At 67.5% G+C, this 15,482-nt stretch carries 14 protein-coding genes; all 14 read left to right on the top strand.

What is annotated here, in order from left to right:
• The first annotated feature begins 3 nt into the window (after window positions 1-3).
• The 14 genes from IV501_RS10650 to IV501_RS10585 all read left to right on the top strand — a co-directional run bounded on the left by IV501_RS10650 (window position 4) and on the right by IV501_RS10585 (window position 15,401).
• Window positions 4-444: a type II 3-dehydroquinate dehydratase gene (locus IV501_RS10650; RefSeq protein ID WP_200555077.1), complete on the top strand. Its 441-nt coding sequence runs from the start codon at window positions 4-6 to the stop codon at window positions 442-444.
• Between the two features lie 100 nt (window positions 445-544).
• Window positions 545-1,105: an elongation factor P gene (gene efp / locus IV501_RS10645; protein WP_200555078.1), complete on the top strand. Its 561-nt coding sequence runs from the start codon at window positions 545-547 to the stop codon at window positions 1,103-1,105.
• On the top strand, window positions 1,105-1,518 hold the full coding sequence (nusB, locus tag IV501_RS10640; RefSeq protein ID WP_200555079.1) for a transcription antitermination factor NusB: 414 nt from the start codon (window positions 1,105-1,107) through the stop codon (window positions 1,516-1,518). The genes efp and nusB overlap by 1 nt, the downstream gene beginning before the upstream one ends.
• 263 nt (window positions 1,519-1,781) lie before the next feature.
• On the top strand, window positions 1,782-2,378 hold the full coding sequence (pyrR, locus tag IV501_RS10635; RefSeq protein ID WP_200555080.1) for a bifunctional pyr operon transcriptional regulator/uracil phosphoribosyltransferase PyrR: 597 nt from the start codon (window positions 1,782-1,784) through the stop codon (window positions 2,376-2,378).
• Complete coding sequence (locus IV501_RS10630; protein ID WP_200555081.1) at window positions 2,375-3,361, top strand: aspartate carbamoyltransferase catalytic subunit; 987 nt, start codon at window positions 2,375-2,377, stop codon at window positions 3,359-3,361. Before pyrR ends, IV501_RS10630 begins: the two co-directional genes overlap by 4 nt.
• Window positions 3,358-4,704 carry a dihydroorotase gene (locus IV501_RS10625; RefSeq protein ID WP_200555082.1) on the top strand — a complete coding sequence of 449 codons (1,347 nt, stop codon included), beginning with the start codon at window positions 3,358-3,360 and terminating at the stop codon, window positions 4,702-4,704. The genes IV501_RS10630 and IV501_RS10625 overlap by 4 nt, the downstream gene beginning before the upstream one ends.
• The gene (locus tag IV501_RS10620; protein WP_200555083.1) at window positions 4,697-5,218 is read left to right on the top strand and encodes a PH-like domain-containing protein; all 522 of its coding nucleotides are present in this window, start codon (window positions 4,697-4,699) and stop codon (window positions 5,216-5,218) included. The genes IV501_RS10625 and IV501_RS10620 overlap by 8 nt, the downstream gene beginning before the upstream one ends.
• Window positions 5,215-6,375 (top strand): glutamine-hydrolyzing carbamoyl-phosphate synthase small subunit, encoded by a 1,161-nt coding sequence (gene carA / locus IV501_RS10615; RefSeq protein ID WP_200555084.1) that lies wholly within the window; start codon window positions 5,215-5,217, stop codon window positions 6,373-6,375. The genes IV501_RS10620 and carA overlap by 4 nt, the downstream gene beginning before the upstream one ends.
• Window positions 6,375-9,683: a carbamoyl-phosphate synthase large subunit gene (carB, locus tag IV501_RS10610; RefSeq protein WP_200555085.1), complete on the top strand. Its 3,309-nt coding sequence runs from the start codon at window positions 6,375-6,377 to the stop codon at window positions 9,681-9,683. Before carA ends, carB begins: the two co-directional genes overlap by 1 nt.
• Window positions 9,676-10,566, top strand: coding sequence for an orotidine-5'-phosphate decarboxylase (gene pyrF / locus IV501_RS10605; protein WP_234698110.1), 891 nt, complete (start codon window positions 9,676-9,678; stop codon window positions 10,564-10,566). Before carB ends, pyrF begins: the two co-directional genes overlap by 8 nt.
• Entirely contained in the window at window positions 10,554-11,447 is an 894-nt protein-coding gene (gene gmk / locus IV501_RS10600; protein WP_200555086.1) for a guanylate kinase, read from the top strand. The genes pyrF and gmk overlap by 13 nt, the downstream gene beginning before the upstream one ends.
• Window positions 11,448-11,535: 88 nt before the next feature.
• Window positions 11,536-11,802 (top strand): DNA-directed RNA polymerase subunit omega, encoded by a 267-nt coding sequence (gene rpoZ, locus IV501_RS10595; RefSeq protein WP_200555087.1) that lies wholly within the window; start codon window positions 11,536-11,538, stop codon window positions 11,800-11,802.
• Between the two features lie 355 nt (window positions 11,803-12,157).
• Window positions 12,158-13,357, top strand: a complete 1,200-nt coding sequence (metK, locus tag IV501_RS10590; RefSeq protein WP_200555088.1) for a methionine adenosyltransferase — start codon at window positions 12,158-12,160, stop codon at window positions 13,355-13,357.
• A gap of 16 nt (window positions 13,358-13,373) precedes the next feature.
• Entirely contained in the window at window positions 13,374-15,401 is a 2,028-nt protein-coding gene (locus tag IV501_RS10585) for a primosomal protein N' family DNA-binding protein (RefSeq protein ID WP_200555089.1), read from the top strand.
• Window positions 15,402-15,482 lie beyond the last annotated feature (81 nt).

Raw genomic sequence — 15,482 nt, 5'->3', positions numbered from 1 at the left:
AGCATGCCCAGCATCCTCGTCCTCAACGGCCCCAACCTCGGCCGCCTCGGTTCTCGTGAGCCCGAGGTGTACGGCAGCGGAACCCTCGAAGATCTGCGGGCCGAACTGAGCGAGGCTGCCCCTCCTGGATACGACCTCGACCTGCGTCAGACCGACGACGAGGCCGAACTGATCTCCTGGCTGCACGAGGCGGTAGATCGAGGCTGCCCGGTCATCCTGAATCCCGCAGCCTTCACGCACTACTCGTACGGGCTGCGGGATGCCGCGGCTCTGGTCTCGAAAGCGGGCCTGATCCTCATCGAGGTGCACATCTCGAACCCGCACTCGCGGGAGGCCTTCCGGCACACCAGCGTGATCTCCGGCGTCGCGACCGGGATCATCGCGGGCTTCGGGTTCGACTCCTACCGGCTGGCCATCCGCGCGATCGACCTCAAGCTCGGATAACGCGGGCTCGGATACCGGGTAGACTTCATAGCTGGTTTCCCCTTGCGGGATCGCTTCCTTCCCCAACTTCACCATTCCTCATAGATACGGATTCACAGTCATGGCCTCTACCGCTGACATCAGGAACGGCGTCGTTCTCAACATGGACGGCCAGCTCTGGACCGTGATCGACTTCCAGCACGTCAAGCCCGGCAAGGGTGGGGCGTTCGTTCGCACCAAGGTCAAGAACGTCATGAGTGGCAAGGTTGTCGACCGCACGTTCAACGCCGGCGCGAAGATCGAGACCGAGACGGTCGACCGCTCCGAGTTCCAGTACCTCTACGCGGACGGCGAGAACTACGTCTTCATGGACGTGGGAAACTACGACCAGATCACCCTGACCGCCGCGCAGGTCGGTGACGCTGCCAACTTCATGCTCGAGAACCAGAACGTGACGATCGCGCTGCACAACGAGGCTCCGCTCTACGTCGAGCTGCCGGCATCCGTCACGCTGGAGATCACCTACACGGAGCCCGGCCTGCAGGGCGACCGCTCCACGGGTGGCACCAAGCCCGCGACCGTCGAGACCGGATACCAGATCCAGGTTCCGCTGTTCCTCGAGACCGGTACCAAGGTCAAGGTCGACACCCGCGACGGCAGCTACCTCGGCCGCGTCAACTAATGAGCGCACGGACGAAGGCGCGTAAGCGCGCCATCGACCTGCTGTACGGCGCAGACCTCCGCGAGATCTCCCTCAATCAGGCGATCGAGATGGAGGCCGAACGGGCCAAGGCAGATCCGAACCGCTGGAACTCCTGGATCTATGCGCGCCAGATCGTCGAGGGGATCGCCGAGCACGGCGACGAGATCGACGAGCTGATCGAGACCTATGCGCAGGGCTGGACCATCAATCGGATGCCCGTCACCGACCGTGCGATCATCCGCATCGGTATCTGGGAGATCCTGTTCAACGACGAGGTGCCGGATGGCGTGGCCATCGACGAGGCGGTGGAGGCGGCCAAGTCGCTCAGCACCGACGATTCGGGCAGCTTCGTGAACGGCCTCCTCGGCCGCATCGCCCAAACCCGCGCCTGAGCCCTTCCGCGCGACCGCACTCCTACTCTCGCGATCGCTGATCTCCCCTTCCGAAATGAAGGAAACGTTCCGCGACGGTCGGTGTGTCGGCGTCGACACTCCGGCGGGCGCCTAGTTTTGCCTTCATTTCGGAAGAGAGTGGGCGGAGTAGGTGGCGGAGTGTGGGGCGGCGAGTGGGCAGGAGGCCGCTCACGGATCGGGTAGGGTTGAGTCATCCAGACATCCTTTAACTTCCGTCCTGTGAGGCGGGGAAGGAGGTCAGATTGCCCGCACGAATCGTGCTTCAGCAAGCTGATATCACCCGCGCGTTGACCCGCATCTCCCACGAGATCCTCGAATCGGTCCGCGACGGCGACAGGCTCGTGATCCTCGGCATTCCGACGCGCGGCATCGTGCTGGCGGAGCGAATTGCCGAGATCATCCGATCGGTGTCCGATCAGCAGGTGGCGCTCGGCACGCTCGACGTGACGATGTACCGCGACGATCTTGACCGCAATCCGACTCGCAGCCCCGCACCGACCCAGATGCCGGCCGATGGCATCGACGGCGCGGTCGTCGTACTCGTCGATGACGTGCTCTACTCGGGCCGCACCATTCGTGCTGCTCTCGACGCGCTGCAGGCGATCGGCCGCCCGCGCTTCGTGCGCCTGGCCACCCTGGTCGATCGCGGTCATCGGGAGTTGCCTATCCGCCCGGACTTCGTCGGCAAGAATCTGCCCTCATCGCGCTCCGAGCGCATCAACGTGCATCTGACCGAGATCGACGGCGACGAGTTCGTCAGTATCGATGGACCCAGCATCGACGGACCCAGCATCGATGGACCGCGTATCGATGAGCGCGCGGAAGGAGCAGCATCGTGAGACACCTGCTCAGCACCCGCGACCTCGGCCGCGACGAGGCCATCGCCATTCTCGACGTCGCCGAAGACATGGCGGATGTCGCCGACCGTGAGGTGCGCAAACTCCCGACCCTGCGCGGCAAGACCGTCGTCAATCTCTTCTTCGAGGACTCCACGCGCACCCGCATCTCGTTCGAGGCCGCGGCCAAGCGGCTGAGCGCGGACGTGATCAACTTCTCGGCGAAGGGGTCGAGCGTCTCCAAGGGCGAGAGCCTCAAAGACACCGCGCAGACCCTCGCTGCTATCGGTGCGGATGCCGTGGTCATCCGGCACGGCGCATCTGGAGCGCCCCTGGTTCTCGCCCAGTCAGCCTGGATCGATGCGGCGATCATCAACGCCGGCGACGGCACCCACGAGCACCCCACCCAGGCGCTGCTCGACGCCTTCACCATCCGGCGCCGGCTGCACGGTCGAGGCTCGCGCGGTCGGGCGCTCGACGGGGTGTCGGTGACCATCGTCGGGGACATCCTTCACTCCCGTGTGGCTCGCTCGAACGTCTGGCTGCTCTCGACCCTCGGCGCCGAGGTCACCCTGGTCGCCCCAGCAACGCTGCTTCCGGTAGGAGTGCGAGACTGGCCGGTCGCGGTGACCTACGACCTCGATGAGGCGCTCGATGCCATCCCCGACGTGGTGATGATGCTGCGCATCCAGAGCGAGCGGATGCACGCCGCCTTCTTCCCCAACGCTCGCGAGTACTCGCGGCAGTGGGGTCTCGGCGACGAGCGGCTCGCCCGGCTCGCCGCGGATAGCATCGTCATGCACCCTGGCCCGATGAACCGTGGCCTCGAGATCTCGTCCGGAGCGGCGGATTCGCCGCGCTCGACGGTGCTCGAACAGGTCGCCAACGGCGTCTCGGTGCGGATGGCAGTGCTGTACCTCGCGCTGTCCGGGCAGCGGGGGCTCGCCGAATCCACATCCGTCAGTCACGCAGGGAGCAACCGATGACCACCATCCTCGTCAAGGGCGCAACGCTTGCCGACGGCAGCGGCAGCGACATCCTGGTGCGTGACGGCCGAATCGCCGAGCTGGGCAGCAACCTCTCGGATGCGGCGGCCGAGATCATCCACGCCGACGGCCTCCTGGCGCTTCCGGGCCTGGTCGACCTCCACACGCATCTGCGCGAGCCCGGCTTCGAGCAGAGCGAGACGGTACTCACAGGTTCGCGGGCAGCGGCCATCGGCGGCTTCACCACGGTGCACGCCATGGCGAACACGTCACCCGTCTCCGATACGGCCGGGGTCGTCGAGCAGGTGCAGCGCCTCGGCGAGGACGCCGGCTACGTCACGGTGCGCCCGATCGGTGCGGTCACCGTGGGGCTCGAGGGGCAGCAGCTCAGCGAGATCGGCGCCATGGCCGGCAGCCGCGCCCGAGTGCGGGTGTTCTCCGACGACGGCAAGTGTGTCTCAGACGCCCTGCTGATGCGCCGTGCGCTCGAGTACGTCAGCACCTTCGGCGGCGTCGTCGCCCAGCACGCGCAAGAGCCCAGGCTCACCGAGGGTGCCCAGATGAACGAGGGCACACTGTCGGGCGAACTCGGGCTGGCCGGGTGGCCCGCAGTCGCCGAGGAATCGATCATCGCCCGCGATGTGCTGCTCGCCCAACACGTCGGCGCCCGCCTGCACATCTGCCACGTCTCCACCGCCGGCTCGGTCGACGTCGTGCGCTGGGCCAAGGCTCGCGGGATCGACGTGACCGCCGAGGTCACCCCGCACCACCTGCTGCTCACCGAGCAGCCGGTGTCGAGCTACGACTCCCGGTACAAGGTCAACCCGCCGCTCCGCTCGGAGGAGGATGTGCTCGCGCTGCGCGAGGGCCTCGCCGACGGAACCATCGACATCGTCGCCACCGACCACGCTCCGCATCCGGTCGAGGCGAAAGACTGCGAGTGGGGAGCTGCCGCCTTCGGCATGGTCGGCCTCGAGTCCGCGCTGAGTGTGGTGCAGGCATCCGTCGTCGACACCGGCATGCTCGGTTGGGAAGATGTCGCCCGGGTGCTCTCCCGAGTGCCGGCCGAGATCGGTCTGGTTCCCGGCTACGAGTTCGGCATCGCGGTCGGAGCCCCCGCCGAGTTCACGCTCTACGACACGAACGCGAGCCGCGTCTTCGGCCTGAGCGACCTGCACGGCAAGGGCATCAACTCGCCCTACCTGTCGATGCCGCTGCCGGGGCGCGTGCTCACCACCGTGCATCGCGGCTACGTCACGGTGCGCGACGGTGAACTGGTCGACGCTGAGACCATCGCGGGGTTCGCTCGCACGAACCCGCAGGCGGTGAGCCTGCGTGGATAGAACCACCTCGACCACGATCGTCGTCATCGTCATCCTGCTCGCCCTCGTCGGCATGGTGCTCAGCTGGCGGGCACGCCAGCGTCGGCACGCGAGTCTCGGGGTTCCGGATGCCGTCCCGGCGAATCCGGGAGCCACCCTCTTCAGCACCGAGAGCTTCTATGCCGCCACGACCCTCGCCAACGAACCGCTCAATCGCGTGGCCGTCCGCGGGCTCGGCTTCCGCGGTCGGGCGACCATCACGGTCACCACGACCGGCGTGATCCTCGGCATCGCCGGAACGCCGGAGGCATTCATCCCCTCGGCTGCCCTTCGCGCGGTGGAGCGGGCCACCTTCACCATCGACCGCGTGGTCGAGAGCGGGGGACTGGTGGTCATCGCCTGGACCCTGCACGGCACTACCTCGACCGACGTCGACTCCTTCTTCCGCGTGACCGACCCCGCGGACCTCACCCCCCTGATCGACGCCATCACGGGACTCATTCCCGCTGAGGCCACGCCCGGAAAGGCATCATGAGTCGTTTCGACCCGGCATTCTTCGTCCTCGAGGACGGCACCCGTTACACCGGCCACGCCTACGGAGCGCGAGGCCGCAGCCTCGGCGAGGCGGTCTTCACCACCGGCATGACCGGCTACCAGGAGACCATCACCGACCCGTCGTATGCGGGGCAGATCGTCATCATGACGGCTCCGCACATCGGCAACACCGGCGTGAACGACGAAGACCCGGAATCCCGGCGCATCTGGGTCGAGGGCTTCGTCGTGCGCGACCCCTCCCGAGTGGTCTCCAATTACCGGGCAACCGGCAGTCTCGACGACCAGCTGGTGACGGAGGGAGTCGTCGGCATCAGCGGCATCGACACCCGCGCGGTCACCCTGCGACTGCGGGACGCCGGCGTGATGCGCTCCGGCATATTCTCGGGAGCGGATGCCGAGCTCAGCGCCGAAGAACAGCTCGCCATCGTGCGGGCCGGCGCCGAGATGACCGGCCAGAACCTCTCCGGCCAGGTCTCGGTGACCGAGCGTCGCGTGGTCGAGGCAGACGGTGAGAAGATCGGCACCGTCGCGGTGCTCGACCTCGGCGTGAAGGAATCCACCCTCCGCTACCTCGCGGCCCGCGGCCTCGAGGTCGTCGTGCTACCCCAGTCGGTCACCGCGGCCGAGCTGCTCGAGCTCAAGCCGAACGCGCTGTTCTTCTCCAACGGTCCGGGCGACCCGGCCGCCTCCGACCAGCACGTCGAACTGTTGCGGGCCGGGCTGCGCGCCGGGCTCCCGTTCTTCGGCATCTGCTTCGGCAACCAGCTGCTCGGCCGTGCGCTCGGGCTCGACACCTACAAGCTGCCTTTCGGCCACCGCGGAATAAACCAGCCGGTGGTCGACAAGACCACGGGCAAGGTCGAGATCACCTCGCACAACCACGGTTTCGCCGTGCAGGCCCCGCTCGACGGACCGTTCGACTCGCCCGCAGGCTTCGGCCGGGTCGAGGTGAGCCACGTCAACCTCAACGACGACGTAGTGGAGGGCCTCAACGCCCTCGACATCCCCGCCTTCTCCGTGCAGTACCACCCGGAGGCCGCCGCCGGCCCCCACGACGCCAACTACCTATTCGACCGGTTCCGCGACCTCATCGTCGTCGCGAAGGCCTTCACGACCCCTGAAAGCGAAGCGAAGTAATGCCCAAGCGCGACGACATCCACTCCGTCCTCGTCATCGGCTCCGGCCCGATCGTGATCGGTCAGGCCGCGGAGTTCGACTACTCGGGAACCCAGGCCTGCCGCGCCCTGCGTGAAGAAGGCATCCGGGTCATCCTGATCAACTCGAACCCGGCGACGATCATGACCGACCCCGACTTCGCCGACGCCACCTACGTCGAGCCGATCACCTGGGAGGTCATCGAGACCATCATCGCCAAGGAGAAGCCGGATGCCATCCTGCCGACTCTCGGCGGCCAGACCGCTCTGAACGCGGCCATCCAGCTGCACCACCACGGCATCCTGGAGAAGTACGACGTCGAGCTGATCGGCGCCAACTTCGAGGCGATCAACAAGGGCGAGGACCGCCAGATCTTCAAGCAGCTGGTGCTGGACGCCGGCGCGGATGTCGCCCGCTCCCACATCGCCCACACCGTCGAAGAGGCGGTCGGCTTCGCCGCAGACCTCGGGTATCCGCTGGTCGTGCGCCCGTCGTTCACCATGGGTGGCCTCGGCTCGGGCTTCGCCTATACGCCGGAGGAGCTCATCCGGATCGTCACCGACGGTCTTCACCAGAGCCCGACGACGGAGGTTCTGCTCGAGGAGTCGATCCTCGGCTGGAAGGAGTACGAGCTCGAGCTGATGCGCGACACCGCTGATAACACGGTCGTCGTCTGCTCGATCGAGAACGTCGACCCGGTCGGCGTGCACACCGGCGACTCGATCACAGTCGCCCCGGCGCTCACCCTCACCGACCGCGAGTACCAGAACCTGCGCGACATCGGCATCGACATCATCCGCGCGGTCGGCGTCGACACCGGCGGCTGCAACATCCAGTTCGCCATCGACCCGTCGAACGGCCGCGTCATCGTCATCGAGATGAACCCGCGCGTGTCCCGCTCGTCGGCGCTGGCATCGAAGGCCACCGGCTTCCCGATCGCGAAGATCGCCGCCAAACTCGCCATCGGTTACCGCCTCGACGAGATCCCGAACGACATCACCAAGGTGACCCCGGCAAGCTTCGAGCCGACCCTCGACTACGTCGTCGTGAAGGTGCCGCGCTTTGCCTTCGAGAAGTTCCCGGCGGCGGATGCCACGCTGACCACCACCATGAAGTCGGTCGGCGAGGCCATGGCGATCGGCCGCAACTACTCGACCGCTTTGCAGAAGGCGCTGCGCTCGCTCGAGAAGCGCGGCTCCAGCTTCCACTGGAACGGCGTGCCCGGCGACAAGGCCGCGCTGCTGGCCAAGGCCTCCGTGCCCACCGACGGCCGCATCGTCACCGTGCAGCAGGCGCTGCGGGCCGGCGCGACGATCGAGGAGGTCTTCGAGTCGACCAAGATCGATCCGTGGTTCATCGACCAGATCGTGCTGATCAACGAGGTCGCCGAGGAGATCGGATCCTTCCACGAGCTCGACGAGCGCATCCTGCGGCTGGCGAAAGACCACGGCTTCAGCGACGTACAGATCGCGGAACTCCGGGGGATCGACGAGGCGGAGGTGCGCAGCATCCGTCATTCGCACGGTGTGCGTCCGGTGTTCAAGACCGTCGACACCTGCGCCGGCGAGTTCCCGGCGCTGACCCCGTACCACTACTCGAGCTACGACCTCGAGTCCGAGGTGCGGCCGAGCGACCGCCGCAAGGTCGTCATCCTCGGCTCCGGCCCGAACCGCATCGGCCAGGGAGTCGAGTTCGACTACTCCTGCGTGCAGGCGAGCTTTGCGCTCTCCGAGGCGGGCTACGAGACGATCATGATCAACTGCAATCCCGAGACGGTCTCTACCGACTACGACACCAGTGACCGCCTGTACTTCGAGCCGCTCACTCTCGAAGACGTGCTCGAGGTCATCCACGCGGAGAGCCAGAGCGGCGAGCTCGTGGGCGTCGTCGTGCAACTCGGCGGTCAGACCGCCCTCGGTCTCGCCAAGGGTCTCAAGGCCGCCGGCGTCACCATCCTCGGCACCACGCCCGAGGCGATCGACCTGGCCGAAGAGCGCGGGCTGTTCCAGGGGATTCTGGATGCCGCGGGGCTGGTCGCACCGCGCAACGGCACGGCTTTCGACTACGAGGGTGCCGTCGCGGTCGCGGAGGAGATCGGCTACCCGGTGCTCGTTCGTCCGTCGTACGTGCTCGGTGGCCGCGGCATGGAGATCGTCTACGACAGCCCGTCGCTCGACGACTACTTCGTGCGGGTCGCCGACCAGGGAATCGTCGGTGCAGAGCACCCGTTGCTGGTCGACCGCTTCCTGGATGACGCCATCGAGATCGACATCGACGCGCTCTACGACGGCACCGAGCTCTACGTCGGCGGCGTGATGGAGCACATCGAGGAGGCCGGAATCCACTCCGGTGACTCGAGTTGCACCCTTCCGCCGGTGACCCTCGGCCGCGAGCAGATCGCCCGGGTCGTCGAGGCCACCCGCGCCATCGCCGAGGGCGTCGGCGTGCGCGGTCTGATCAACGTGCAGTTCGCGATCGGCGCCGGGGTGCTCTATGTGCTCGAAGCGAACCCCCGGGCCTCCCGCACGGTCCCGTTCGTGGCGAAGGCACTCGGGCTGCCGATCGCGAAGGCCGCCTCGCTGATCATGGTGGGGGAGAGCATCCGTTCCCTCGTCGAGAGCGGGATGCTGCCCGAAGCCGACGGCTCGATCGTGCCGATGGACTCGCCGGTCGCCGTGAAGGAAGCGGTGCTGCCGTTCAAGCGCTTCCGCACCAAGGACGGGCTGATCGTCGACTCAGTGCTCGGGCCGGAGATGCGGTCAACCGGAGAGGTGATGGGAATCGATGCGAACTTCCCGACCGCCTTCGCCAAGAGCCAGGAAGCCGCGTACGGCGGGCTGCCGACCAGCGGATCGGTGTTCGTGTCGGTCGCCGATCGCGACAAGCGCGCGATCATCCTTCCGGTACTGCGCCTGCAGCAGCTCGGCTTCGAGATCCTCGGCACCATCGGCACCGCGGAGGTACTCAGCCGCAACGGCATCACCGCCACCGTCGTGCGCAAGTACGACCAGGGCGAGGCGACGCTGGCGGGGGAGCCCTCGATCGTCGACCTGATCAACCGCGGCGAGGTCGACATCGTGATCAACACGCCGAGCGGACGAGCCGCCCGCGCGGACGGCTATGAGATCCGCGCCGCGGCGGTCGCTGCGGACCTGCCGCTGTTCACCACCATCGCTCAGCTCGGCGCCGCCGTGGCGTCGATCGAGGCGACCGCGAACAGTTTCGACGTGAAGTCGCTCCAGGACTACGCGCTCGAGCGTGCCGAGCGACTGGCGGTGCTCGTTGGCTGATTCCGCGTCGCCACATTCCGCGGCACCAATCCGCGGGTTCGGTGAACGGCTGACCAAGGTCTTTGATCGTCTCGGTCAGCTCTGCGTCGGCATCGATCCGCACCCGTATCTGCTCGAGCAGTGGGGGCTTCCCGATACCGCAGCGGGGCTCCGTGAGTTCGGACTCTCCGTCGTGGCCGCCACGGTCGACGGCGACGCCGGGATCATCAAGCCGCAGGTTGCCTTCTTCGAGCGTCACGGCGCTGCAGGGTTCTCCGCCCTCGAAGACGTGATCGCCGCGGCCCGTCATTCCGGCCTTCTCGTGATCGCCGACGCCAAGCGCGGCGACCTGGGAACCAGCGTCGAAGCCTACGGTCAGGCCTGGCTCACGCCAGGAAGCCCGCTGGAGGCCGATGCGATGACCATCAGTGCCTACATGGGCGTCGGCTCGATCCAGGCTCCGATGGAGCTCGCCGAAGCCACCGGCAAGGGCCTATTCGTGCTGGCGGCGACGTCGAACCCCGAGGCTCGCTCACTCCAGACGGCACGGCTGGGAGGCGGACAGACCGTTGCGTCCAGTATCGTCAGTGACGTGGTGGAGTGGAATCGAGCACAGGGCGCTGAGCGCGTGATGGGGTCTGTCGGTCTGGTGCTCGGTGCGACCGTGGATTTCGCCGACTACGCCATCGATCTCGACAGTCTCTCGGGTGTTGCGGCCACACCCGTTCTCGCGCCGGGCTTCGGGCACCAGGGTGCGAGCTTCTCCGATCTCGGCCGGATCTATGGTGCCGCGGTCGGGTCGACCGTCGTTGCCGCATCCCGCAGCATCCTGCATGCCGGTCCCGATGGCGTCGCGGAGGCCGTGGCGGCCCAGGCTGCGGAGGTGCGGGCATGCCGCGCGTAGCTCCCCCCGACGTCGACCGTGTCGCCGCAGCCCAGGCCGCGGTGGCCGCTCGCCGTGCGCGAGCGGCAGTCAAGCAGGACATTCACGATCGCAAGCGCAGCGCCCTCGAGGTAGCCGAGGCCGCCTGGACCGGCGAGCACACGGCCCCCGAGGCGACCCTTCGGGTGCGGGAACTGCTGACGAGCATGCCGGGCCTCGGACCCACACGAGTGGCGCGGGTGATGGAGCAGCTCGAAATCGCCGAGTCGAAGCGGGTCGGGGGGCTGGGCATCCGTCAGCGTCGTCGCCTGCTCGAGTGGCTGGTCGCCCGCGAGCACCGTGGATCGACGCCGGAGCCGGCACGGTTGGTCGTGCTGGCCGGGCCCACTGCCGTGGGCAAGGGAACGGTCTCCACTTACATCCGCGACAACTACCCCGATGTTCACCTCTCGGTGTCGGCCACCACCCGCACGGCCCGGCCCGGTGAGGTCGATGGGGTGCACTACTTCTTCGTCAGTGATGACGAGTTCGACCAGCTGATCGAATCCGGCCAGATGCTCGAGACCGCGACGGTGCACAACAGCTTCCGCTACGGCACTCCGCGTCCGCCGATCGACGCCGCGCTGGCCGAGGGCAAGAGCGTGCTGCTCGAGATCGATCTGCAGGGCGCACGCTCGGTGCGCCGCGCGATGCCGGAGGCCGTTCTGGTATTTCTGCTGCCCCCGACCTGGGAAGAACTCGTCCGCCGGCTGATCGGCCGGGGCACCGAAGACTCCGTGGAGCAGGCGCGTCGGCTCGAGACGGCCAAGATCGAGCTGGCCGCGCAGGATGAATTCGACTACAAGGTGATCAATAGCGAGGTGAGTCGCGCGGCCCAGGAGGTCGTCGACCTGCTCTCCTGAGTCATCATCCGGGGCGGATGACCGGCGAACTTGCGCGAGGCCGTAGACTTGACGTTCACCCCCAGATTTGAATTTTTGGAGTACCACCATGGTTGAACGCGCCAAGGGCATCATCGACCCGCCCATCGACGAACTGCTGTCGAAGGTCGACTCGAAGTACGCACTCGTGATCTTCGCGTCCAAGCGGGCCCGTCAGATCAACGACTACTACGCCGACCTGCACGAGGGAAGCCTCTTCGACAACGTCGGACCGCTGGTCGACTCGACCATCGAAGACAAGCCGCTCTCCGTGGCGATGCACGAGATCAACGAGGACAAGCTCACCGTCACGCCGCTCGCCGAGCCGGCCGAGTAACTCCTCTCGCCTCACCCCCGATGACCGGTTCGGTGTATGTCAGAAGCCTGAACATCATCGTCGGCATGACGGGCGGCATCGCGGCGTATCACGCCGTCGGTGTCGTCCGTCTTCTCGTTCTGGTCGGCTGACCAGCGCGCGTCGCGCGCACGGGCTGTGACTCTCTCGTCCTCAACAGGGTGGGCTAGAGCGAGGGTTTCGCCACAGAGAGCAACACGATCGTGGTGCTCGACAGCGCCGCAGCTATAGTGATGGAGGCCTCCGGAAGCACGGCGTCGGTGGCCGATCGTCTGTTGGACTCGCTCGTCTGAGAGCCTCCGGCAGCCGCCTCCACGACTCGATCCAGGGGATACCCATGAGCACTGCACCTTTCCGACTGTTCACCTCGGAGTCGGTGACCGAGGGTCACCCCGACAAGATCTGCGACCAGATCTCCGACAGCATTTTGGATGCTCTTCTCGAGGTCGACCCGAACAGTCGCGTCGCCGTGGAGACGTTGGTCACCACCGGCCTAGTGCACGTCGCCGGCGAGGTCACCACCACCGGGTACGTCGACATCCCCACCATCGTGCGCGAGCGCATCTGGAACATCGGCTACAACTCATCCGACGTCTGGTTCGACGGTCGTTCCTGCGGCGTGAGCATCTCGATCGGCGGACAATCTCCCGATATTGCCCAGGGCGTCGACGACGCGTTCGAGGCGCGCGAGCAGGCCAGCATCGATGAGCTCGACCGGCAGGGCGCTGGCGATCAAGGCATCATGTTCGGCTATGCGACCACCGAGACGCCCGAGTACATGCCGGTGCCGATCTGGCTTGCTCACCGCATGGCCGAGCGCCTCGCCGAGGTGCGCAACACCGGCCTGGTCGACTACCTGCGCCCCGACGGCAAGACCCAGGTGACGGTGGGCTACGACGGAATCGTGCCGCGCACGGTGGACACCGTCGTTCTCTCCACCCAGCACTCGCCGCGGGTCAGCACCGAGCAGCTGCGCGCCGAGATCGAGGAGCTGGTGATCCGCCCGGTGCTCGATCGCGTCGACCTCGAGAGCGTCGATCCCCGCGTGCTCATCAACCCGACCGGCCGCTTCGAGATCGGCGGACCGCAGGGAGACGCCGGCCTCACCGGCCGCAAGATCATCGTCGACACCTACGGTGGCGCGAGTCGCCACGGTGGCGGAGCCTTCAGCGGAAAAGACCCGTCGAAGGTCGACCGCTCTGCCGCGTACGCAATGCGTTGGGTGGCCAAGAACGCGGTCGCCGCCGGTCTCGCCGACCGCCTCGAGGTGCAGGTCGCCTACGCGATCGGCACCGCGTCGCCGGTCGGACTGTACGTGGAGACATTCGGCACCGGGCACGTCTCGGAGGAGACCATCATCGGGGCGATCCGGGATGTCTTCGACCTGCGCCCCGCCGCGATCATCCGGGACCTCGACCTGCTCCGCCCGATCTACGCCAAGACCTCCACCTACGGTCACTTCGGCCGCGAGCTTCCCGAGTTCACCTGGGAGCGTCTCGACCGGGTCGACGCGCTGCGCAGCGTCGCCGGTCTCTGATTCGGGCAGCATCCCGATGAGCGATCTGCCCGCGCTCGACGGTTCCGGCCGTCAGACCGTGGCGCGCGTGCTCATCGACTCGCCGCTTCCTCAACTGGACCGCCTGTTCGACTACCGGATCCCCCCCGCTCTCGTCGCCGAGGCGGTTCCTGGCGTTCGCGTGCGAGTTCCGCTGCGCTCGGCCGGGCGCATCGCCGACGGCCTGCTGGTGGAGCTGGCGGAGGTCGGTGACTACTCCGGCACGCTCAGCGACCTCGACGCGGTGGTCTCCCCGGCGCGGGTGCTGACCCCCGAGGTGTGGGCGCTGGCGCGCAAGGTGGCCGATCGGGCGGCCGGCAGTGTGAGCGACGTCGTGCGCCTCGCCATCCCGAAGCGCCAGGTGCGGGTCGAGAAGGCCTGGCTGGCCCGGGAAGCCCCGTCGGCGCCGGTGCCCATCGTGCCCCGAGAACTCGACGCATACGACACCGCACGATTCGACACCGTCGTGGCAGCCGGGGGCCGTGTGGCGATGGACGCGCTGCCGCTGGTCCGCGAGATCCGCAGCGGCGACCAGCCGGGCGCGTGGGTGGGGCACTGGGCGACGACCCTCGCGGCCGCCGCGACGCGCGCGCTCGAGGCGGGCTCGGTCATCCTCGCCGTTCCCGACTATCGAGATCAAGACCAGCTCATTGCGGCACTTCGCGCCGTACTGCCCGCCGAGCGCATTGTCCATCTCGACGCCAAGCAGGCGAACCCCGATCGCTATCGCGCGCTACTCGACTGTCTCGGCGAGACCCCGCTGGTCATCGTCGGCAATCGCTCGGTCGTCTATGCCCCGGCCGCCCGTCTCTCGCTCATCGCGATCTGGGATGACGGTGACCCGCTGCACTCTGAGCCGCTCAGCCCCTACATTCATACCCGCGACGCCGCTCTGGTGCGGCAGGAGCAGCAGGGTGCCGCGCTGCTGTTTCTCGGTCACGCCAGAAGCACGGATGTCGAGCGCCTGGTGGAGATCGGCTGGGTCGAATCGATGTCCCCGATCCGCTCGTACCTGCCCAAGGTGATCCCGACGGCGCAGCAGCAGTCGCAAGACCGCCTTGCCGCTCAGGCCAGAATCCCCTCCAGCGCCTGGCGTGAGGCCCGCGCGGCGCTCGAGCGCGGCCCCGTGCTGGTGCAGGTCGCTCGCCCCGGCTATGCGCCGAGGCTCGCCTGCGCCAACTGCACGCAGTCCGCGCGGTGCGAGTTCTGCGAGGGCCCGCTCGGACTGAAGTCCTCCCGCTCGGTGCCCGGCTGCCAGTGGTGCGGCCGACTGGCCACGAACTGGACCTGCTCCAACTGCGAAGGCACCACCCTGCGCAACATCGGCCAGGGCGCCGGCCGCACCGCCGAAGACCTCGGCCGAGCCTTCCCTGGCGTTCGCGTGCTGATCGCGGATGGAGAGCGACCGATCCTCCACGTGGGCGCCGAGCCCGCCCTGGTGATCGCTACCCGCGGAGCCGAACCGATCGCTGCTGGCGGCTACCGCGCCGTGCTGCTCCTGGACGGAGAGCGGATGCTCGCCCGCGAGAGCCTGCGCGTCGCCGAAGACTGCCTGCGCTGGTGGTCCAATGCCATCGCCCTCGCCGCGCCCGGCGCGCCCACCGTGCTGGTCGGGGTCGGGGGCGCCTTGGCGTCGGCCCTCACCACCTGGCGGCTCGCGGCATACGCGCGGTCAGAGCTCGACGATCGTCGCCGGCTGCGGTTTCCGCCCGCCGTGCGCGTCGCGACCATCACGGGTGACCCCGCCGCCGTGCAGCGAGCCAGCGAGATCGTCTCCGAGCTCGAGCGGGTGGACGTGCTCGGGCCGGTGGAAGTGCAACCGACGCCCGGCAAGGAGTCGGGCGGCGAGCGGGCGATCGTACGATTCGACTACGCGGAGGGGGCGGCCGTGGCATCCGCTCTGCGAGCAGAGGTCATTCGCAACGCCACGAGCAGGCGCAAGCGGGTGACCGCGGCCGCCCCCCGCCCGGTGCCTCCTACACTTAAGGTGCGGTTCGACGACACCGAGCCATTCGACCAACAATGAGTTCGACCACCTGAATTCGACCACCTGAGCTCGACCAAACGACTGTGATCCACCACGCCATGCACCTTTCGCCCGCCCGCG

The sequence above is a fragment of the Lacisediminihabitans changchengi genome (assembly GCF_016634425.1).
In the GTDB taxonomy this organism is placed as follows: domain Bacteria; phylum Actinomycetota; class Actinomycetes; order Actinomycetales; family Microbacteriaceae; genus Lacisediminihabitans; species Lacisediminihabitans changchengi.
Note: the sequence above shows the minus strand (reverse complement) of the source record. Positions and strands in the feature narration are given on the sequence as shown.